The 20753-nt window shown below is 66.6% G+C and carries 19 protein-coding genes; 10 read left to right on the top strand and 9 right to left on the bottom strand.

Features of this window, described 5'->3' with window-relative positions; translation table 11 throughout:
- Nucleotides 1-9 precede the first annotated feature (9 nt).
- The 5 genes from ACIBL3_RS41110 to ACIBL3_RS41090 are packed head-to-tail and all read right to left on the bottom strand — an operon-like array spanning nt 10 to nt 6748.
- The gene (locus ACIBL3_RS41110) at nt 10-2676 is read right to left on the bottom strand and encodes a family 78 glycoside hydrolase catalytic domain (protein ID WP_396359416.1); all 2667 of its coding nucleotides are present in this window, start codon (nt 2674-2676) and stop codon (nt 10-12) included.
- A complete protein-coding gene (locus tag ACIBL3_RS41105) occupies nt 2645-3679 on the bottom strand; it encodes a LacI family DNA-binding transcriptional regulator (RefSeq protein ID WP_396359415.1) in 1035 nt (344 codons plus the stop codon). The genes ACIBL3_RS41110 and ACIBL3_RS41105 overlap by 32 nt, the downstream gene beginning before the upstream one ends.
- A 23-nt stretch (nt 3680-3702) precedes the next feature.
- Nucleotides 3703-4524: a carbohydrate ABC transporter permease gene (locus ACIBL3_RS41100; RefSeq protein ID WP_396359414.1), complete on the bottom strand. Its 822-nt coding sequence runs from the start codon at nt 4522-4524 to the stop codon at nt 3703-3705.
- Entirely contained in the window at nt 4521-5450 is a 930-nt protein-coding gene (locus ACIBL3_RS41095; RefSeq protein ID WP_396359413.1) for a carbohydrate ABC transporter permease, read from the bottom strand. Before ACIBL3_RS41095 ends, ACIBL3_RS41100 begins: the two co-directional genes overlap by 4 nt.
- Complete coding sequence (locus ACIBL3_RS41090) at nt 5447-6748, bottom strand: extracellular solute-binding protein (protein ID WP_396359412.1); 1302 nt, start codon at nt 6746-6748, stop codon at nt 5447-5449. The genes ACIBL3_RS41095 and ACIBL3_RS41090 overlap by 4 nt, the downstream gene beginning before the upstream one ends.
- 341 nt (nt 6749-7089) lie before the next feature.
- Between ACIBL3_RS41090 and ACIBL3_RS41085 the strand changes: the two genes are divergently transcribed.
- From ACIBL3_RS41085 to ACIBL3_RS41050, 8 genes are all read left to right on the top strand, one after another.
- Entirely contained in the window at nt 7090-8358 is a 1269-nt protein-coding gene (locus tag ACIBL3_RS41085; protein ID WP_396359411.1) for an ROK family protein, read from the top strand.
- A 90-nt stretch (nt 8359-8448) separates the two neighbouring features.
- The gene (locus ACIBL3_RS41080) at nt 8449-9963 is read left to right on the top strand and encodes an ROK family protein (RefSeq protein ID WP_396359410.1); all 1515 of its coding nucleotides are present in this window, start codon (nt 8449-8451) and stop codon (nt 9961-9963) included.
- 545 nt (nt 9964-10508) lie between these two features.
- Nucleotides 10509-10679 (top strand): hypothetical protein, encoded by a 171-nt coding sequence (locus ACIBL3_RS41075; RefSeq protein WP_396359409.1) that lies wholly within the window; start codon nt 10509-10511, stop codon nt 10677-10679.
- Between the two features lie 146 nt (nt 10680-10825).
- Nucleotides 10826-11104: an ATP-binding cassette domain-containing protein gene (locus ACIBL3_RS41070; protein ID WP_396359408.1), complete on the top strand. Its 279-nt coding sequence runs from the start codon at nt 10826-10828 to the stop codon at nt 11102-11104.
- Between the two features lie 19 nt (nt 11105-11123).
- Entirely contained in the window at nt 11124-11645 is a 522-nt protein-coding gene (locus tag ACIBL3_RS41065; RefSeq protein ID WP_396359407.1) for a DUF4365 domain-containing protein, read from the top strand.
- Nucleotides 11642-12718, top strand: a complete 1077-nt coding sequence (locus ACIBL3_RS41060) for a hypothetical protein (RefSeq protein WP_396359406.1) — start codon at nt 11642-11644, stop codon at nt 12716-12718. Before ACIBL3_RS41065 ends, ACIBL3_RS41060 begins: the two co-directional genes overlap by 4 nt.
- A 49-nt stretch (nt 12719-12767) precedes the next feature.
- Nucleotides 12768-13388, top strand: a complete 621-nt coding sequence (locus tag ACIBL3_RS41055) for a hypothetical protein (RefSeq protein ID WP_396359405.1) — start codon at nt 12768-12770, stop codon at nt 13386-13388.
- Entirely contained in the window at nt 13385-16486 is a 3102-nt protein-coding gene (locus ACIBL3_RS41050) for an ATP-binding protein (protein WP_396359404.1), read from the top strand. Before ACIBL3_RS41055 ends, ACIBL3_RS41050 begins: the two co-directional genes overlap by 4 nt.
- A gap of 123 nt (nt 16487-16609) precedes the next feature.
- On the opposite strand, the gene ACIBL3_RS41045 is transcribed toward ACIBL3_RS41050, so the two are convergent.
- Nucleotides 16610-16738 carry a hypothetical protein gene (locus ACIBL3_RS41045; RefSeq protein ID WP_396359403.1) on the bottom strand — a complete coding sequence of 43 codons (129 nt, stop codon included), beginning with the start codon at nt 16736-16738 and terminating at the stop codon, nt 16610-16612.
- Nucleotides 16739-16955: 217 nt separating this feature from the next.
- Here ACIBL3_RS41045 and ACIBL3_RS41040 point away from each other — a divergent pair, with 217 nt between their 5' ends.
- Both ACIBL3_RS41040 and ACIBL3_RS41035 read left to right on the top strand, forming a co-directional pair.
- Complete coding sequence (locus ACIBL3_RS41040; protein WP_396359402.1) at nt 16956-17234, top strand: hypothetical protein; 279 nt, start codon at nt 16956-16958, stop codon at nt 17232-17234.
- Between the two features lie 195 nt (nt 17235-17429).
- Complete coding sequence (locus ACIBL3_RS41035; RefSeq protein WP_396359401.1) at nt 17430-17627, top strand: hypothetical protein; 198 nt, start codon at nt 17430-17432, stop codon at nt 17625-17627.
- Between the two features lie 291 nt (nt 17628-17918).
- Here ACIBL3_RS41035 and ACIBL3_RS41030 read toward each other — a convergent pair whose 3' ends face one another.
- From ACIBL3_RS41030 to ACIBL3_RS41020, 3 genes are read right to left on the bottom strand one after another with little or no spacing between them, the layout of a single operon-like run.
- Nucleotides 17919-18206: a hypothetical protein gene (locus ACIBL3_RS41030; RefSeq protein WP_396359400.1), complete on the bottom strand. Its 288-nt coding sequence runs from the start codon at nt 18204-18206 to the stop codon at nt 17919-17921.
- Between the two features lie 55 nt (nt 18207-18261).
- Nucleotides 18262-19848: a hypothetical protein gene (locus ACIBL3_RS41025; RefSeq protein WP_396359399.1), complete on the bottom strand. Its 1587-nt coding sequence runs from the start codon at nt 19846-19848 to the stop codon at nt 18262-18264.
- Between the two features lie 12 nt (nt 19849-19860).
- Nucleotides 19861-20511: a hypothetical protein gene (locus ACIBL3_RS41020; protein WP_396359398.1), complete on the bottom strand. Its 651-nt coding sequence runs from the start codon at nt 20509-20511 to the stop codon at nt 19861-19863.
- Between the last annotated feature and the right edge of the window lie 242 nt (nt 20512-20753).

Below are 20753 nucleotides of genomic sequence, written 5' to 3'. Positions count from 1 at the left end.
TTGAGGTGGTCAACGTACAGCCTTTCGGTCTCGGACGGAGCGGATCATGCCGGAACGGCCCGGCGACAAGGGCACCGTCTCGCCGTCCCGGAAGATGACGTCGGCGGTCGAGCCCGGCGGTACGTCGACCTCGATCCGGAGCTCACCATCCGCCTGCTGCCACGAGATCTCGATCGTGCCTTGCGGGCTCTCGAAGGTCCCGCGGGCCCACCGGATCTCCGGATGCGGTATCGGGGAGACCACGAACGATTCCCAACCGATGGACCCATCAGCCTGACGCAGGCCGAGAACGTGTGTGTGCAGGAAATGCACGACGGCGCCCTTGCTGTAGTGGTTCAGGGAGTCGTGCGCTATGCCGTCCTCGTCGATTCCGTCCCAGTTCTCCCAGATCGTCGTCGCTCCACGGTCCTGCATCGCCAGCCACGACGGAGGAGTGCGCTGGAAGAGCAGTTCGTACGCAATGCCGGGGTATCCGTTGTCCGCAAGTACCGGCAGCAGCTCGCCCGTCGAGAGGAATCCGGTTCCGAGATGGTTGCCTGCAACCCTGATCAGCTCCACGAGCCGCTCCACAGCGGCCTCGCGCAACGCCTCAGGCACCAGGCCGAATGCCAGCGCACGCACATATCCGGCCTGAGTGTCGCCGGTGGTCCGACCGGACACGTCGAGGAACTCGGTGCGCCAAGCGTCCAGTACCTGATCCGCAAGCCGGGCGTAGCGGGCAGCTTCAGAGGATCGGCCAAGGATTTCGGCGATCCGTGCGAGAGTAGCGCTGGATCGATAGAGGTAGGCCGTTCCGACCTCGCCCTTGTCGGAGTCCTGCCAGCCCTCGGAACTGCCTGGCTCGCACCACTCTCCCCAGTGATAGGTGCCGTCCCAGATGAACTGTTCGTGCGGAAGCGGCACAGCCGAGCGCTCGATGCGCGAGGGGTGCCGGTGCATCTTGGCAGCGTCGCGCGCCCATTCCACCCAGCGCACCATCGCGTCCCAGTTCTCGGCCAGCACCTCGCGGTCGCCGTACGTCTCGTAGAGTTCCATCGGGACGGCGACGACCGCGTCTCCCCAGCCGGCCGATCCGGTGGATTTCGCCAGACGTTCCTCGGGACCCATCAGCTTGGTACGCCGTCCGTCCGGGGAGAAGTTCGCGATCCGCCCGTCGGACAGCTGGTCGTCCCGCACGGAGCGCAACCACTTCCGGCCGAATCCATGGACGTCGTACAGCCGCGCCGCGGTCGGTGCAAACACCTGGAAGTCGCCGGTCCAGCCGAGCCGTTCGCGAGTCGGGCAGTCCGTCGGTACGTCGACCGCGTTGCCACGGAAGCTCCACACCGCGGCGTCGTACAGCTGGTTGAGGTCGGCGTTCGAGCACTCGAACGTTCCAGTCCGTCTGAGGTCCGTCTGCACCACGTGCATCGTCACGTCGGCCGGATCGATCACCGCGCCGTCTCGCCGGATCCGCGCGTACTGGAACCCGTGGATCGTGTGACGGGGTTCGAAAACTGCGCCGTCGCCGGCCGACACAACCTCGTCGCGCTGAACAAACACGCTTGGCAGGTCCGGCAGGAACATGTCCAGATGAGTCGTGGTCAGGTCGCCGTCCGGCCCGACGAACTCGCCGAAGTCGATGACCGTGTGGGCGCCCGCGGGTCCGAGATCGGCAAGCGAGATCCATCCCGAGGCATTCTGCCCGAAGTCCGCCACCCAGGTGCCGGCTTCGACCTGTCCCAGCGCGACCGGTGCGCGCGACTCGATCCGTCGGACCGGCGGCGCGGGTGACCAATCGATGCCAGGCGCAACCACTTGGTCGACGACCACCGCACGTGGAGCGGCCGGCGACAGCCCGAAGTCGGTCGATTGTCCGTCCATCAGGTCGGCACGAGTGATCGTCGACATCGTGCTTGTCCACTTCTCGTCGCTGCGGACAACAGACCGCGAGCCGTCGCGGTGCCAGATGTGAAGCTCCAGTCGCGCTGCCGTCGCCGTACCCCATCCGGACGGCTGCCGAAAGCCGCCGGTCTTGCCGCGGTACCAGCCGTCCGACAACAAGATCACCAGTTCGTTGGTCCCCTGACCGAGCGAGTCGGTGACGTCCATCGCCTGCGCGTAGAGAGTGCGGTCGTACGACGTCGAGCCCGGCGTCAGCTCAGCAGTACCGGCACGACGTCCGTTCAGGAAGGCCTCATAAACGCCCAGAGCAGTCGCATAGAGACGAGCAGATTCCACCTCGGCGGACAGCTCGAAGCTGGCCGATAGCGAGTAGGCGGGTCGGTTGCCGTAGCCCTGGTCAGTCCCTTCGACCGGGCGGATCCATCGAGCCGCCCAATCCGCGTCGAAGAGTCCGGCCTCGAACTCGTCCTGGTCCGACCAGTCCGACCACTCCTGACCGCCGCGCACACGGACACGCCAGGTGACTCGCTGGCAGCTCTGGAGTGATGCCCACGGCCACGGGACGAAGAGGTGTTCGGTGGACGCTCGCGTGACGCGAGGCAGCGGAATGCCGTCGACAGTTGCCTCAACTTCGTACGCCAACTGGCCGGCGAACTCTCGCGGAACCCGCCACGAGAGCCTCGGCGACGGGCCCGACACAGTGAACTGATCACCCCCACTGTCGATCCGAAGTCGGTCCGGAGCTCGACTCATATGTTCCTCACTCAGTTGACAGACGTGCCGTGCTGGCACGGATGATCAAGTGGTGCGGCAGTATCGTCGTCGGGGCAGGCGTCCCGCCATTGACCTGCAGCATCAGTTGTGCGACGGCCTCCCGACCGTACTCGGCGTCATCGATCCTGATGGTGGTGAGTGGGGGCCGGAAGTAGTCCGATCCCGGCGCGTCGTCGTAGCCGGCGACGCTGACGTCGTCGGGCACCCGCCGACCTGACTCGGTGAGCGCGTACACAACCCCGAGTGCCATCTCGTCGTTGGCGGAGAAGATCGCAGTCACCGAAGGGTCCTGGGCCAGCCGCAGGCCGGCGTCGTAGCCGGACTTCGCAGTCCAGTCTCCCGAAAGCGGCTCCGGGACATCCGCGCCGGCCGACGTCAATGCACTCTCCCAGCCGGCCAAACGACGCCTGCTGGAGATCCAGTCGAGCGGACCGGCCACGTGATGAACCGTGGCATGCCCGAGCGACAGCAGGTGATCCACGACATCTCCCGCCGCCCGCGCCGCGTCCGCATGAACTGCCGGACCGTCGTAGTCGGGAACCTCACTGGTCGCCAGCATTGGCAGCGAGGTATCGAGCGCGCAGAGCGTCTCGGCCGCCGACACCCACGGGGCCATGAAGATCACGCCGTCACACCCGGCCTGGGCCAGTCGGTCGACCCCTTCCTGGACGGTGACCCGATCGAAGCTGCCGAACGTCGCGACGCTGACACCGAGGCCGAGTTCGGCTGCGGCTTGTTCGACGCCGATCATGATCGAGATCGCGCCCAGACCCATCTGCCGATCCGTCAGCTGATGGGTCAGCAGACCCACGCTGTGCCCTCGCCCGGTGGACAGCGCCCGCGCGATCGGGTCCGGTCGGTAGCCGAGGTCCTTGATCACGCGCCGGACCCGTGCCGCCGTACGCTTGTTCACGTTCTCGCCCCCGCGGGCGACCCGTGATGCCGTCTGCCGGGAGACTCCCGCGACACGGGCGACATCGGTGAGAGTAGCCCGCACCACGGACACAGGTTTCTCCGTCAACTCTCCTCACCTCCCTCCGGAGCCTACTTGACCGCTCCGCTGCTGATCCCTTGGACAACTTGCCGCTGCGCGAGGACGTAGAAGACGACCACGGGCACAACCGAGATCGCTGTCGCGGCCAGCAGAATGTTCTGTACGGGTGTCTCCGCCGACACGAAGTTCATCAGCCCGCGCTGGACGGGCATCAGCGTGTCGTCGTCGAACAGCACCAGCGCCAACAGATACTCGTTCCATACCGCGAGCCCTTGGATCACCGCGACCGCGATCAGCCCTGGGCGTGCCAGCGGCAGGATGACCCGCGCGAACGTGTTCAGCGCCGAGCTCCCGTCGATCGCCGCCGCCTCCTCCAGGTCCTTCGGTAGATTCGCGAAGAACCCGCGCATGATCAGCGACGAGATCGGGATCCCGGCGGAGATGAGAATCAGGACGTACCCGATCCGGCTGTTCGTCAGTCCGAGCGAGACCATCAACTTGTACTGCGCGATGAACGACGCCGGCGCCGGAATGATCATCACCGCCAGCAGCCCGAATGTGACCGCCGCCTTGCCCCGGAACTCGATCCGCGCCAGCACGTAGCCGGACATGCTGGACACGATCAGGATGCCGGCCACTGCCGAGACCGTGTAGAGCACGCTGTTCGGCAGATAGGTGCCGAGATCACCGTCCGTCCAGGCCGTCGCGTAGTTGGACCACTGCGGCTTCTTCGGAAGCAGATCCTTGCCGCGGTACAGCTCGCTGCTCGTCTGCAACGATCCGATCAGCAACCAGACCATCGGAAACAGCGCTCCGATGGCAGCGATCACCAGCAATCCGTACAGACCGGTGCGACCGGCCAGACCCTTCATCTTCTCCTCCGCGAGAGCCAGAGATGCAGCATCGCGAGCACGACCAGCGCACCCCCGAAGATCACCGACATCGCCGCCGCCGACCCAAACCGCTGGTTCGTGAACGCTTCCTGGTAGATCCGCAGCGTCGGCACCATCGTGTGGTTGCCCGGTCCACCGTTCGTCAGCACCTGCACAGTGCCGAACACCTGCAACGCACCGAGCAGCGTCAGCAGTGACACGATCGCAGTCACCGGGAGCAGCTCAGGCCAGGTGACGTACCAGAACTTCGCCCATCCCCGGGCACCGTCCAGGCTGGCCGCCTCGTACAGCTCGACCGGCACATCCTGAAGGCCGGCCAGGTAGAGGATGAAGCCGAAACCCCAGTGGTACCAGAGGAACACTGCCGCGACGGCAGGCAGGGCGGTACTGGGATCCTCCAGCCAGTTGTGCCCGGACACCCCGATGGCGCCGAGCATCCGGTTCAGGATCCCCGCGTTCGGCGCGAGCAGCCACGAGAACATCATGCCGATGACCACGACGGAGAACACGCCGGGCAGGTAGAACGCAGTGCGGAAGAAGGCCTTCCCTCGGCGGACCCGGTTCACTGCGATCGCCATCCCCAGCGAGACCGCGTTGCCGAGCACGAATCCCGCGATGCCGAAGATCAGTACATTGCGCATCGACGACCAGAACACCGTGTCGTGCAGCACGAACCGGTAGTTGCCCAGCCCCACGAACGGCGTCGCGGTGCTGACGCCGTCCCACTGCTGGAAGCTCAGCACGATCGCCTGCACGAACGGCACCAGGGTGAAGATCGCCAGCAGCAGGATCGCCGGCAGCAGGAAGCACCACGCCATCAGTTCCCGGCGCCGCGCCATCGGACCGCGCCGAGCGCGGGGTCGCACGTGCGCGACGGCGACCCCCTCGAGCGGACGAGTCGTCACTTGGTCCTCTTCTGAGCCGTCTCCATCTCGTCGAGCACCTGGTCGACGGTCTTCTCCTTCAGCACCAGACTCTGCACACCGCTCACCAGCACGGTGCGGGCATCAGTGTTGAGCGGCGTCGGAACGACCTCGATCGCGTTCGCAAGGGACGCGAACCCAGCGACCTGCGGCGGCAGGTCAGTGGCGGTCACCTTCGGGTTCGCCGGGATCAGCCCGACCTCGTCGACGAACACCTTCGCCTGCTCCGGCTCGGTCAGCCACTGGACGAACTTCAGCGCCGCGTCGACGTTCTTACCCTTCGGATTGATGCACGCGCCCTTGCCGACACCGCCGTACACCCGCGGTTTCTGCGTACCATCGGTTGCCTTCGGGATCCCCATCGAGACGTAGTCCGTGAAGTCCGGAGCAGTCGCCCGCGCGACGCCGATCGCCACGGAGGCGTCGAAGATCGCGGCCGTGTCCTGGACGTTGAAGAAGCCCTTCTCCACCGTCGGGTTGTCGTTGGTGCCACCCGGGAGCGTCTTGTTGACGATGACCCCCGCATCCCGGAGGTCCGCCAGCAACTGCAGTCCCTTGCGCCAGCCGTCCGATTTCCAGCTCGCCTTCCCCGCGAGCGTCGCGTCGATCTCGGCGTCGGTCAGCCAGTTCGACGCGTGGCTCAGCAGGAACCGGTCCGCCAGGGACGCGGCCATCAGGAATGCACCGTTGCCACTCTTGGCGGAAACCTTCTTCAATTGCTCGATCCACGCGGCCGTCGTCGCAGGCGGAGACTTCGGATCGACGCCGGCCGACTCGAACGTCTTCGTGTTCAGCAACACCCCCATCGTCTGGATCTCCCAGTGGGCCGAGTAGATGCCGGCGTCCAGGCCGGTCACCGACCCAGCCTTCACCGTGGTCAGGTCGAGCGCGATCGGCGAGAAGTTGCCCTTCCAGTCGCCGGTCAGCTTCGGCTGCAGGTTCATCGCCCAGCCGGCCTTGTAGTAGGGGATCATCTCCGGCAGCGTCAGCGTCGAGTAGATGTCCGGCATGTCCCCGGACTGCGACTTCGCCTGCAGCTTCGCCGGGAAGTTCGCCGGGCCGGGACTGTCGACGGTGACCCGGACCCCGGTCTGCTGCTGATAGGTCTCGACCAACTTGTCGAGGGCCTTGACCTGGCCGCGCGACTGGTTCATGAACGTCAGTGACGTCGAGCCGCCGCCGCTCTGGGCAGAGTCCTTGCCGCAGCCGGCCAGCAGTGGACCCGAGACCACAGCACCGGCCGAGACCGCAGCCAGACCGAGCAGACGACGACGCGTCACGCCATTTCCTACGCCAGGTGTAGGCATTTGCCTTCCTTCCTCACCGATCGGCATCGACACAGACCCGGCCGTGGTCCCCCGAACGCCACGAAACAGCCTGCGCAGCACCCTTCGACGACAGGCCATTCCGGCCGTCGGCGGCGCTGTTACCGGTAACATGTTGTTATCGGTAGCAGCACCTGTCAACAGCTCGGCATGACCGGATCCGGACGACAGACAGGCCGAGCAATCAGCCGTATCTCAGTAGGACGGTCCTGCTGCCGCATTCCTACGGACTTCGGTCGGCAGTGCCGGTTTTGAATGAAGCGCGCAGAACTGTCTGCCGGTAGGATCGGCAGTCAATGATGAAGCCTTCGGTCTCTGCGCGCGACGTACTCGTCCTGGCCCACATTCTCGAACTGGTCCGGTCCGGGGAGGCTGCCACCCGCGCCCAGCTCGAGGCGGCGACCGGATTCGGCCGGACAATCGTTAACGACCGGCTGCGCGAAGGGCTCAACCTCGGACTCCTGGCCGACGGCGACCAGGCCCCCTCGAGCGGGGGCCGACCGTCCCGGACGGTCCGATTCCGCGCCGAGGCCGGCCTCCTGCTCAGCGCGAGCCTCGGCGCGTTCGAGTGCCGAGCCGCGGTGTCGGACCTGGCAGGCGAACTGATCGCGACCAGCGAAACGCCCTTGGACGTCACGGACCCGCCGGAATCGGTACTGACCCGGGTCGACGAGCTCTTCACCGACCTGCTCGCTAAGGCCCCTGGAAAGCGGCCCTTGTGGGGCATCGGCATCGGAGTTCCGGGGCCCGTCGACTTCCGGACAGGCCGGGTCGTCGCGCCGCCGATCATGCCGGGATGGGACGGATTCGACATCCGGTCCTGGTTCCGGACCCGGTACGAAGCACCGATCTGGGTCGACAACGAGGTCAACCTGATGGCATACGGCGAATGGAGCCGTGGCGAACCGCAGGACCGCCACGACCTGCTCTACGTCAAGGTCAGCGCCGGGATCGGAAGTGGCCTGGTCACCGGCAGCAGGCTGCATCGCGGCGCGAGCGGCGCGGCGGGCGACATCGGTCATGCCCGGGTCACAGACGATCCTGCGGCTGTCTGCCGGTGCGGGAAGACCGGGTGCCTCGAAGCAGTGGCCGGTGGCTGGGCACTGGTTCGGAAACTGACCGACGCCGCTCAAGCCGGCCAGAGCACATTCCTGGCCAACCGACTGAACGAGCGCGGACGGCTGATGCCCGAGGACATCGGCGCGTCCGTCGAGGCCGGCGACACCGTCACCCTCGACGCAGTGCAGCAAGCAGCGAGGCACGTCGGCCGAGCAGTCGCCGGCATCGTCAACTTCGCCAACCCGTCCACTCTCGTCCTGGGTGGCGGCGTACTGCGGATGGGTGACGTCTTCTTCGATGTCTTCCGCGACCAGGTGCTCGACGGAACGATCGAACTGGCCGCACGCGGCCTGACGATCCGCCGCTCGTCCCTGGACTTCCTGGAGGGTGTGTACGGCGCGACCTCGCTGGCCATGTTCCGGCTCTTCCGGCGCGAGGCGATGGAACTGTGGCTCGGGAACGGCTCACCGATCGGTTCGGCACTTCGGCTGCAGCAAGCCTCCTGAGCGCCTCCAGCTCGGGCTTTTGCAGCTTTTCGACACTAGGCAGCTGCGACCGAGCGCCACTTTAGATGATTTCATGCAAAAATGGATGCCATGGCCAGGCAGTCCACCCTCCGGTTCGGCGCGCAGACCGACGAAGTGACGAGTCTGCTGCGGATCGTCAACCTGGTCCGGCTCGGAGAGGCGACGACCCGGCCCCAGCTCGTCCGGGCAACGAGTCTCGGCCGGGGCGTGGTGGCTCAGCGAGTCGACCAGGCGATGGAGATGGGCTACCTGGAGGACGGCGAGTTCGCCCATCCGGCCGGCGGCCGCGCCCCGCGCACGCTCCGCTTCCGGGCTGAGCGCGGCGTACTGGTCGAGTGTGCTCTCGGCGCAATGCACATCCACGTCGGAGTGAGCGCCCTCACCGGGGACGTGATCGCGCACGCACACCGGGAATGGGACATCTCCCGCGGCCCGGCCGCAACGCTCGCTACCGCCATGGCCATGATCGACGACATGCTGGCCGGAGCCGGCCACGTGCCGATCTGGGGCATCGGGATCGGCGTCCCCGGTCCGGTGAACTTCGCCACGGGACGCCCGGTGGCGCCACCGATCATGCCGGGCTGGAACGGTTTCGAGGTCCGCAAGGGGGTCGAGCAGCAGTACGGCGCTCCAGCCTGGGTGGACAACGACGTCAACCTGCTCGCCTTCACCGAGCGCGCGCGACGCCGGGACGAGAATCCGGACCTGATCTACTGCAAGGTCGGCTCCGGCATCGGTATCGGCCTGCTGTCGCAAGGTCGAATCCATCGCGGTGCGCAGGGAGCAGCAGGCGACATCGGCCACGAGCGAGTCCGCGACGCCGACATGGTCTGCCGGTGCGGCAAGGCCGGATGCCTGGAGGCAGTGGCCGGCGGCTGGGCACTGACCCGTGATGCCCAGGAGGCGATCGACGGCGGCGCAGACGGCCACCTGGCCGAGCGCGTCAACAGCGGCAGCTTGCTCACGCCCGAACTCGTGGCCACGGCAGCCCAGGACGGCGACACCTTGGCGATCTCGCTGGTCCGTACGTCGGCCCAGTACGTCGGCGAGGCACTCGCGTCACTGGTGAACATGTTCATCCCAGGGCTGATCGTCGTCGGCGGCGCCATCGCCGCGGGCGCGGGCGAGGTCTACCTAGCTGACATCCGGCAGCGGATCTACGAGCTCGCGCACCCGCTAGCGACCCTTGATCTGACGATCGTCCGCTCGCTCGACGACGTCCGCGAGCCGCTCCGCGGCTGCGCCGAGATGGTTCGCGAGCAACTGTTCGACGTGACGTTCCCGCGCCGGCTCGGCGACGGCCAACCATCGGCTGCAGCTCTAAGATCTACACGAACGGGCTTATGTGCATTTTCCACAAAAGCGGTCATGCTGCGTACACCATCTTCGGCGCCGCGAGGAGTGTTCAATGCCATCGACCGTCCAGGTCCTGATCGTGACCGGTATGACCGACATCCACCACGACTGGCGGAAGACCACGCCCCGCGCTCAAGCAGCTGCTGGAGAGCAGCGGTCGGTTCGAGGTCCGCGTCACCGAGGAGTTCCGCGGCGCCACAGCAGCGACGATCGCGCCGTACGACGTAACCTTCTACCGGGCGCACCGACCCCTGGCGTGACGTCGCGGAGGAACGGTTCGGCGAGGAGACCGAGCACGCGCTGTTCGACTTCGTCCGCCAGGGCAAGGGGCTGGTTGCCTACCATCCGACCCTCGCAGGTGACGTGGGATGGGATCAGGAGTACGAGCGCCTGCTCGGCGGGGTCATGCGCGAGGAGACCTCCCGGCGGGCGCCGAACAACGACTTCATGATCCACGGCCGAGCCGCACCCGATCACGTCCGGCCGGCCGGCAGAGTTCCCGCACTACAACGACGATCTCTATGTAGACCTCAAGTGGCCTGAGGGTGTGCGGAAGACGATCCTGCTGACCGGATGGGACAACCCGCTCCGCTACACCCAGATGCCGAGTCAGAGGCGCTGCATGCCAGGCATGGGCGAGGAACATCCGGTTGCTTGGGCGGTCGAACACGGCGCCGGCCAGTCGGTCTCCATCGGCATCGGGCACGGCGTCGAGGCCCGACACGCCGTCGCGGCCGCCGCGGTTGGCGGGACTCGAGCCATCCGAGCAGGCTATGGGCAGCGACCTGACCGCCTGGATCGGCGCGCTCGCCTCCGCCGCGACGGCTTGGGCAGCCGCGACGTGGAGCAGCGCGCAGCCTTGGCTCGCCAGCGTCCCGGTCGGTGCGGTCTTCGGGCTCACGGTCACAGATCAAGTGGCCCTGCTGCTTCCCAACCTGATGTGACGATCCTGGATGACTCACGTACCCACCACAGTCCTGCCTGCCGTGGTCGCGGAGCCGACGGTGCCTGTAGGCGACCAGAGCCTCTCGCCAGTTTGGAGGCGCGCGACGTTTCCGCCTGGTTCGGTACCGACAAGGTGCTCGAGCAGGTGTCGCTGACCACGGCGGCGGGACTGGTCACGGCGTTGATCGGGCCGTCCGGCTGCGGCAAGTCGACGTTCCTGCGGATCCCGAACCGGATGCACGAACTGGTTCCCGGCGCAAGCTCTCGGCCGAGGACCCTGCTGGCAGACCCGGACATCTACGACGTCGCCCGGCGGGTCGACCTCTCGGGCGCACAGAGTGAGTGGAACGTTTGCCTGCCAAGGCGAAACGCCCTCCAACTGACAACTGGCGGCGGGGCCTCTAGGGTCGTGCCGAGAGAGTAGGTAGCGCTGCGGGGGTCGAATGCTCGATGCACGGGTTCATCAGGGAAAGTTCGGTGAAGACTACGTCCGGGTGCTCGCGTCCGCGGCCGGCCTCCTGATCTCGCAAGACGACGTAGACCACGACGGCGTCGACTTCTGCATCAAACAGCCGGGCCCATCCCGGTTCGGCTGGTCGCCGCGGATCGACGTTCAGGTCAAGACCACGTCACGCCCTAGGCGACGCGCTGCGGCACTCGACTTCGACGGCCTGAATCAGGTGCAGTTCAACCAGTTGGCCGGCACAGACTTCGTCGTACCGCGGTATATGTTCCTGGTCATCGTCCCGGCCAACGCAGCCGAGTACGCCGCTCTGCAGACCACCGGGCTGCTGCTCCGGGACGTCGGCTACTACGTCTCGTTGCGCGACCGGCCGCGGATCGACGAACCGAGGAACGACCGGCGCATCCGGGTGGCGGTACCGACCTCGAACGTCTTGACCGTGACTGCGCTGAGGAAACTAATCGATCCCGCCCTGGGACGGAAAGGGCCCAGCGCCCGATGACCGAGATCCGAATCAGCGCGGTGAACGCGTACCTGGCCGACGCCGGCTGGTCGCCCACAGGCCAGACCTGGCACGAGGCCACCATCTGGTCCCAGGGCACCGAGGAAGTCCTGGTACCCCCACGAGACGGTATGGGCGACAGCACCTCGAGGGTGCGGGACCTGCTCCTCGCGCTGGAGAACGTCGAACGCCGGCCGGCAGATGACATCGCCAGGGACATCGCCTACCCGCTGCTGGACCGCGCGTCGTATCGAGCGCTGGAGGAGACCGCACTGGAAGGCTTCGTGGCGCTACCGACCGGGCTCGGTGCTCTGCAAGGTATCTACGACATGCTGCAAGCGGCGGCAGCAACCATGCACGACTCACCAAGGTTCCCTACCTTGACCGCCCAGCCAGTTTCCGAACTACTTGCCGGTGTTCACCTGGGCACGACGACCAGCCAGTCGTTCGTCGTGACGCTGCTCGTCCCAGCCGACGAGAGCCGTCGAGTGCTCGAGCAACTGTACGTCGCTACCGCCGCGGTCCACAGTGCGGTCCAGGCGGACGCGTTCGAAGACCCAACGGCTGCCGGACCCTCAGCTGAGTTCTGCGCGGCGCTCAGCTCGCTTGCAGGCTCCGAACTCCAGCAGCCCTTCGAGCTCGAGTTCCGCTGGGCTCGGGGACTCCCGTCCGACCTCCCGGACACAACCATCGGCTTTCCGCCCGGGGCAGGCGAGCGCATCCGCGAGGTATCGCGTAGATTCGGACCGCAGGCCGCCCTACCTGCGGCTGCCGCTGCCGCGGAGCACGCGGGGCCGACAATCATCACAGGTCGAGTCGAAAGCCTGCACGACAACGATGGCGGCACGGATCGCTGGCGGGTGAAGGTCCGCGGTCAGGTCCGGAGTGAGAACCAGGTGTTCTCGAGGCGTTCCATTTGGATCAGGTTGAGCAGCCAAGAACAGTATGACGTGGCCTGGGCGGCACATCGCAATCACCAGCAGGTCCAGATCACCGGTCTGTGGACCGCGAGCGAGCGCAGCGTCCGCCTCGTCGCCGATCCCGATGGCATCGTGCCCACCTCCGAGCCATGAGAACTGCCCACCCACCGACCCCTGCACCCGCCGACCGGAGGATCGAACCGTGCCGACTCATCAACTGAACCTGAAGGAACGAGCCGTGCTACTCACGCTGCTCGCCGAAGGACAAGAGCTCAGCAACGCGGAGTTGCACAGCGCGGCCGGCATCAGGCTCGACGGCGTCAGCCGCCACAAGCTCAACGATCTCAAGTTGGTGACGTCCGAGAAGCGCGGCCGGGCATATGTTCACCAACTCACCGAGGACGGCGCGGCGTGGTGCGACGAAGAACTGGAAGCCGAGCGCCCCCCTCGGGCCGGCGCATCCGGCGGCGCTCTGTACGCGATCCTCCGTTCGCTTCATCGTTACGCACGACGCAGCGGTCAGCGGCTGACGGAGATCTTCCAGCCGGCTGAAGAAGAGGATCTCGTAGGCCGGATCGCAGCGGCGTACGCCCGCCTCAGCAGCGAGCCCGGTGAATCCTGGGTCGGCCTGGCCGCCCTGCGGACGGAGATTGCGGAGGTACCGCGGGACGAGCTCGATGCCGCGCTCCGGGAGATGTCGCGGACACCTGGAGTTCATCTTCAGGAGGAGGCGAACCAGCAGAGCCTGACCGACACGGACCACGAGGCCGCGGTGCGATTCGGCGGCAGCAGCCGGCACATCCTGAAGATCGAGAACCCGTGAAGGCCGACGACCGCGCCGCTCTCGCAGCGGTCCAGTTCAACTGGGCTGTGACACCGGACGACATCTGGAGCCCGATCGCGCACCACGTGGCCGGACTGCACGCGAACGTAGTGCAGACCGTCATGGCATCCGTCGGTGCGGCGAGGCGCAGTTCTGGCGCGAGCCCGATCGGCATCGCACTGGAAGGTGAGAAGGGCGTCGGCAAGACGCATCTGCTCGGCTGGGTGCGGCAGCAGGTTCAGGACAGCGAAGGCTACTTCTTCCTGATCAAGCTGGTGAGTGGCGCTGCCTTCTGGCCGAGTGCGGTGCGCGGCATCATGGACGGATTCCGTGCCGCGCAGGGACGCCAGCTGATCTCGCTGCTGAACCGGCTGGCTGATCAGGCCGGGCTCGGTGACGAGCTGCGGGCGCGGTTGTGCGGACGGCAGCCGTTGACTCGGCGGGACCTCGATGACTTCGTCGCCGGCCTGAAGCAGATCGACGCCGAGGTGGCCTCGGACTGCCAGAACACCGCTCGGGCACTGGTGCTGTACCTCAGCCCGGACACAGACGTACAGGAGATCGGCTACAGCTACTTCGAACTGGACGGCGACGTCGAAGACGCCGACCGGCAGACCTGGGGCTTCCGGCGTGGGCGCCGGCTCCCGCAGCAAATCCTCGGCGATCTCTCCAGACTGCTGGCCCTGACCGGTCCGAGCGTCATCGCAGTCGACCAACTGGACAGCCTGATGGCCCAGATCTCGACGGCACGGGCCGATGCGAGCCACCAGCAGGAGAACCAGACGCGGCAGCTCAACGAGATCGCCGACGGCCTGATGGAGCTGCGCGAACTCACTCGCCGGACCTTGTCCGTCGTTGCCTGCATTCCGACGACTTGGAACCTGATCAAGTCTCAGGCGGTCGGCACGGCGGCCGACCGGTTCCGGGTCGTGTCGATGCAGAGCCTGATGCCTACCCCAGATATCGCCAAGGATCTGGTGGGCCGGAGGCTGGCCAGGCTCTACCACACCGCCGGCTTCGTGCCGCCGTACCCGACCTGGCCGGTGCTCGGTTCTGCGTTCGACAACCACGGAGCCCGCGACTACACGCCGCGGCGATTGCTCCAGCGGGTAGATACGCACATCCGCCGCTGTCTGGAGACAGACGAACTCGTCGAGCTGACGAGCCTGGTCGAGGACTTGGCGCCATTGCCTCAGGTTGGTCGGCACGTCGCGCCGCACGGGCTCAGCCGTCTCGACAGAACGTTCGACGAACTGCGCGCGAAGGCGGACATCGATGCCGCGCTGGACCCGATGACCGAAGATGCCGCGATGCCGGTGCTGCTGGCCGCCGCACTCAGCTCGTACGTAGTCGAGCTCGGTGAGCTGGCACAGGACTTCGAGCTCGACCCGTCACCTGGCAGCAAGCCGGCATTGCACGCCCGGCTGCGCCGCACCCTCGACGAGCAGACCGACGACGAGCTGCACTGGAGTTTCCGCGCGATCTCCAGTGAAAACGCGCGGGCGGCGTTGACCAGGTTACGGGCAGCCAGAACCGAGTCGGGACTCGAACCTTACAGTGAGAAACGCAAGCTCGTCATTCTGCGCAACACCCGATGGTCGACAGGACCGAAGACAACCGAGGAACGGGCTGCCTTCGAAGCGGCCGGCGGGTTGTCGCTGGTGATCACCGAGGACGATCTGCGCACCTACTCCGCTCTCGACGCGCTGCGAAGGCAACCGGATCCTGGCTTCCTACGCTGGCTTATCACCAGGCGGCCGGCGAGCAATTCGGAGCTGTTCCAGCAGGTATTCGGCGAACTCGAGCAACACAAGCAGCCCGACACCATGCCTCCCCTTCCTGCGGCTCGAGAGTCGAGCGTGGGCGAGCCAACCGTGCCGCTCGGAGCCGGTATGGAGAATACGCGTCCGTTCGAGGTGCCGCTGCGGCTACTGCGCAAGCACACCGTCGCGTTCGCTGGATCGGGCTCCGGCAAGACGGTGCTACTACGACGCCTCATCGAGGAGTGCGCGCTGCATGGAGTCTCCTCCATCGTGCTCGACCCGAACAACGACCTCGCCAGGCTGGGCGACGCCTGGCCGGAGCCACCCACTGGTTGGCATCCCGGCGACGCCGAGAAGGCCCGCGAGTATCTGAACCGCACCGAGGTGGTGATTTGGACCCCCCGGCGTGCCAAGGGCCGTCCGTTGGCCTTCCGTCCGCTGCCCGACTTCGCCGACGTACTCGACGATGCGGACGAACTCCGCGATGCGATCGACGCGGCCGTCGCGGGTCTGGTGCCCAGGGCGCAATTGGCCGGGAGGCGAGCCAAGAACGGTCAGGCCGTACTCCGGGAGGCGCTCGAGCATTTCGCCCGGGACGGAGGCAAGGAACTCAGCGACTTCATCGAAATGCTGTCGGACCTCCCGGCTGGGATCAGCCGCCTGCGCAGTGCGCACAAGCTCGCCGAGGAGATCGCCGAGTCACTCAACGCGGAGACAGTCAACGATCCCCTCTTCGGCGGCGCCGGCGAGGCCCTCGACCCAGGAGTGTTGCTGACCCCCGCGCCGGGATACCGCGCGCGGGTCTCGGTGATCAGCTTCGTCGGCCTTCTGGCCGATGAGCAACGACAGAGTTTCGTGAACCAGCTACAAATGGCCTTGTTCGCCTGGATCAAGCGGAACCCGGCCGGCGACCGTCCACTGGGTGGCCTCTTGGTAATGGACGAGGCCCAGACATTCGCGTCCTCCGGCGCACCAACTGCCTGCACCGAAAGCACCTTGGCCCTGGCCGCCCAAGCCCGCAAGTACGGCCTCGGCTTGGTCTTCGCCACCCAAGCCCCCAAGGCCCTGCACAACAGGATCCCCGGCAACGCGACCACCCAGTTCTACGGCCTCCTCAACGTCGTCACCCAGATCAACGCCGCGAAGGAACTTGCCAGGGCCAAAGGCGGCCGCGTAGACGACATAGCCCGCCTCAAGTCCGGCGAGTTCTACGCGGCCGGCGAAGGAACCCGCTTCCACAAGGTCCGCATGCCCATGTGCCTCAGTCACCACCCACCAAGCGCCCTCACAGTCGAGGAGGTAGTCGCCCGCGCCCAGCCAACCCGCAAGGACTGAGCCGAGTTCAGTTCAGAGCGTCCTGCACGTGCTCCGCCACGCTGTGGATGGGCCTCGGGCCGTGCTATCGCCAGCGCGGACGCACGCAAGTGCTTCCAGCCGGTGAAGGTTTGGCCCGGGCAGTCAGGGCACAGTTGTTGCTTGGGGCACCTTGCTCGCCTTCAGGTACCGGATCGTGAGGTGGCCGGCGATCACGCCGGCCACCGCGAGTGCGACCACGAGCCAGACCGGGGCACCGATGAGGTCATCCAACTGTGTCGCGCAGCCGCCGACCAGACCGAGGAAGACAATCGACGGGTCCTCCTACTCTCCAACCTCATCGGCGCTCTTCAGGGCGGGGCGGATGTCGTCGGTGGGAAGCAGGCGCTCGCAGATCTTGACGAAGCCGTCGAGATCAGTCATCGGGTGGTCGCGCTGGCGCCTGACCAAGCAGAACGCAGTATCGCGTTGAGTAACCTCACGAAACAGCTTGCTCGCTCGTGCGGCTTCCGAAGGCTCATCCGACCGAGCGCAAGCCGATATCACCGAGGCTGCGGACATCGCCGCCGGAGCAGCGCGAGCCGCTCCCGCCGGCACCGACGCGTGGGGTCAGAGCCTCGCGACCCACGCGACAGCCCTGAGCACGAAGTGGAACCTGGGCCACGACCGGTCCGACGCGAACGTCGCGATCGCACGGTGGCGCGAAGTGCTCGACTCTCCGACGGTCTCGACCCTGATCCGGATCGCCGCAGCCCGAGACGCCGCCTGACTGGCAGCCAGGGCCGGGCTTACCGACGTGCGGCTGCCGATGAGCATGGCGGCGGTCGACCTGTTGCCGCTGCTCGCCTGAACCGGACTCTCGTGGCGCACCCGCATACTTCGGCTCGCCCAATGGCCGGGGATCACCACGGACGCCGCGGCCGCGGGTCTTGGCGAGCTCGACGCCGAGACGGCGACACTCCTCGTGGAGCACGGCCGCGCGCTGCTCTGGACAGGGCTGCTCGACTTGCGCGGCGATCTCAGCGAGGTCACCGCCCGGTGGCCCAGGCACGCGGACCGCCTGGCCCGAATCCGGCGAGAGCTCGACGCGTCAGCCGAGCGCGGACGCGATGCCAGCGAGACGATCGGCCAGCTTGGGATCGAGCCGTCGGACGGTGTCTAGCCGTCCGGCCTCCAACGCTTGGGACCACAGCACGCCGCGGCCGACTCCACAAGCTTCAACGCACCGTCCGGATCCCCGGCGGCAAGCTCCGCCGCGGCCCCATCAGCACCCAGCAGGCTGAACCGCGACAACCGATCCTCTCGGCTTCGGCGACTGATCTGTCGTGTGACGAGGCGCCCGACAAGGCTGATCCTTGACTGTAGCCCTGAGTCGCCGCTTCCCAAATCAGCCACCCCGCCGCCGCCACAGCCTGACCCCGGGCGGCCTCGACCCGTACGGACGTTGGAGCGGTCACGAGGTCTCGTCGAACCGATCACGCAACGCATGGGCCAGGTTCGACCAGTACGCCGCAACCCGCGAGCCGTCCTCCTCGATCGCAAGCCGGCAGGCACCAACCGAGTCGTCGAGCATCCGCGGGTCACCGAATGCCGCGGCGGCAATCCGGAGTGCACTGCCGAGGGTTGTCGAGACATCCCCACGACCTTGGTGGCCATAGACCGTCCGCTCCATGTAGAGGCCGAGGCGGTGGATCGCGAGGGGCAGAAACACGCCGCGTCCCGTCTTGTCGAACGCATCCACGGCCGCCAACCCGACAGCCTCCAGCGTTCGGCTGGAATCCTATCGGCAGGCGGCCTCAGCTGCTTGCTGCAGCGTGGCGTCGTCGAGCTGCTCCGGATCCTCCAGCAACTGATTCATCAACGCGGGCTGAAAGGCTTCCGAAGCTTCTTTCACAGGACGTGATCCTCTTCAGGGCGTGTTCGGCCTGCCACATCGGTCGTCCGCAGGGACTCGAGCGCGTCCAGTTCAGCACGTACCTCGACCAGTCGCTCACCCAGTCGCGAGCTGACTGCCACCAGTTGCTCCACATCGCCCCGGTGCAGTGGATCGTCCCACAGGACCGAGCGGCCGTGCTCCGCACAGCGCAATGCCTTCCCAATCCGTTGTGCGGCCACCGATGCTCCAGCAGCGTCCGCCGCGAGACCAGAGAATACGGCGAGTCGTTGCTCGCGCTCCAGCCGGTGAAGCCCCGGCCAGACGAGCTCGCGAAGGCGATCAAGCGCAAGCCGGTAGGCCTCAGCCGCCCGGACAGGATCGCCGACTGACATGCCCCAGTCTCCGGCCACTCGTCCCGACGTGGTGCGCTGTTCGGGAGAGCCGAGCGTCGCGCTGCTGCCTGCAGTCGCGCGTTGACCGCCGCTCTGCTGTCCGACGCCGCGCCCGACCGTTCGAACCGCATCCAGTACGCCCGCCCGAGCCCCGACCAGCACAGGGTCGCGTCAGGGTCGTCCGCACCCAACACGCCGACTGCGGCAAGCGACGCGTCGACTGCCGCATCCAGCTTTGCGTCGACGACCGGCCGTCTGGCTGCGCGCGCTCGCTCCGCAAATGCCAGGTTGATCAGAGCGATTCGATGATTGTCATGGCCAGGCTCGGCGGTCTCGGCGGCCCGGTGCAGAAGAACGACAGCGAGTTGGAGCCCCTCGTCCGCGCCAGTCAACTCCGACAGCTCGAAACTCGCAAGCGCCGCATTGACCAGGAAGCCCGGCTGATCAATCACTAGACCATCTGGCGCCGACCCGGCCTCGTGAGCGAGCTCGACAGCCTCGCGCAGCAGGCCGATGTCGCGGCGGGCAGCGCCCAGAAGGCGAAGTGCGATGGCAAGATTCGAAGCGATCCGGCTCCGCTGCGGTTCGGCTGTTCCCGCCAGGCGCAGTGCACTACGGAAGATGATGATCGCTTCTTCGATATCCGGTTCGCGATCCAACAGCTCGTAGCGAATGCGGAGCAGGAGCGCAAGGTTGGACTCACGTTGCGCCTGTATGACGGTGGCCGCGCCCGCGTCCAACCCGCGCCGGGCGTGCCGCAACGCCTTCTCCAGATCGGCCCGCTTCCCGGCCGCCTCGAAGCGCAGGCGGAGCGCGTTCGCCAAGTTCGACTCCTGACGCGCCCGCTGCGGACCTTCCGATGCCTCGCCGATCGCGACCGTGACCAACTCGATCGCCTCGTTCATCGCCGCCAAGCTCCCCGTACGCTCGAAGGTGAGCTGCAGCGCGACGGAGAGGTCCGCCCGCGCAGCGGCGCGTGCCTGCGGCGTGCCGGCTGAGCGGTAGAGCCATCGGAAGGTGTCGACGGCCATGCCGAGCTCGCGCTGTCCGCCGGCCTCGCCTTCGCGTGTCCACCCGCGCGCGATCCTTCGCACCTCCAGCGACTCTGCATCCATGGTGAATCAGGATCAGGACTTTGGCGTCGCGCAGCTGTCGACAGTTCTGAGTCCACTCGCGTCGGCCAGCCGGATCTCCATGAGACCGCTGCTCGTCTTCAGGGTCAGCACGCCTTTGGCAAGGTTTTCGATATCCCCACAGCGTTCTCCGCCAGGAATCACCACGACAACTCTCTCGGCGTCCTTGGCCGGGCCGTACCAGGTCACGCCGACAGCGGCGACGAGGAGAAACGCGCACCCGACCGCCCCGACGATCCCTCGCCGCAACGCGCGTGCCGAGGACTCGGCCTCGAAGTACTCCGCATCACGTATCGGATCGTCGGACGGGTTTGCGAGTACCTTCGCCATCGAAGCGCCCGTTGGACGCCCGTGCGCTGCACGAAGCAACATGCCAGTCGCAAACGCACCGGCCAGAACCGCTGCGGCCAGGAGGCCTCCGACGATCACGCCATACGGCGAACTCAGCTCACCGATGTCCGTCCGGCCTTTCACCAGACCGAATCCGATCAAGCCCGCGAGGACGGCACCGAGTCCATTGCGCCACGCCAGCGCCATGGCCCGGACTTTCGGTAGATCATCTGTCGGCAACTGATGTTGCGCACGCGCCATCAGCCGATCTTTGGGTCCCGAAGTCTTGGCCGGTTTGACAACCAGATCGCTCATGCGGTCGAGACCTCGACACTCCAGTAGGCACCACATCCTTCTTCGTCCTTGGGGCTACCGCGATGGGTGACTGTGCAGGTGCACAGCATCGGCAGCGCTCTCGTCCCATCGACACCACTGGAGAGCTCAGGCGGCGGAGTCGATCGCGGAGCAATGATCAGAACCTGTGGATGGCCCTCGGCGGGGTGACATGAAGGAGCGCACCTTCCCGAGGAAGATCTGAAGCCCATGCAGTTCTGATC

The sequence above is a fragment of the Kribbella sp. NPDC050124 genome, assembly GCF_044460355.1.
GTDB lineage: Bacteria > Actinomycetota > Actinomycetes > Propionibacteriales > Kribbellaceae > Kribbella.
The sequence above is the reverse complement of the archived record's forward strand: the minus strand, read 5'-3'. Positions and strand labels throughout refer to the sequence as shown.

Coding starts and splice junctions, on each gene's coding strand:
- ACIBL3_RS41100 (WP_396359414.1), bottom strand. CDS start 4,524: ATGAAGGGTCTGGCCGGTCGCACCGGTCTGTACGGATTGCTGGTGATC.
- ACIBL3_RS41085 (WP_396359411.1), top strand. CDS start 7,090: ATGATGAAGCCTTCGGTCTCTGCGCGCGACGTACTCGTCCTGGCCCAC.
- ACIBL3_RS41080 (WP_396359410.1), top strand. CDS start 8,449: ATGGCCAGGCAGTCCACCCTCCGGTTCGGCGCGCAGACCGACGAAGTG.
- ACIBL3_RS41075 (WP_396359409.1), top strand. CDS start 10,509: ATGGGCAGCGACCTGACCGCCTGGATCGGCGCGCTCGCCTCCGCCGCG.
- ACIBL3_RS41065 (WP_396359407.1), top strand. CDS start 11,124: ATGCTCGATGCACGGGTTCATCAGGGAAAGTTCGGTGAAGACTACGTC.
- ACIBL3_RS41060 (WP_396359406.1), top strand. CDS start 11,642: ATGACCGAGATCCGAATCAGCGCGGTGAACGCGTACCTGGCCGACGCC.
- ACIBL3_RS41025 (WP_396359399.1), bottom strand. CDS start 19,848: ATGGATGCAGAGTCGCTGGAGGTGCGAAGGATCGCGCGCGGGTGGACA.
- ACIBL3_RS41020 (WP_396359398.1), bottom strand. CDS start 20,511: ATGAGCGATCTGGTTGTCAAACCGGCCAAGACTTCGGGACCCAAAGAT.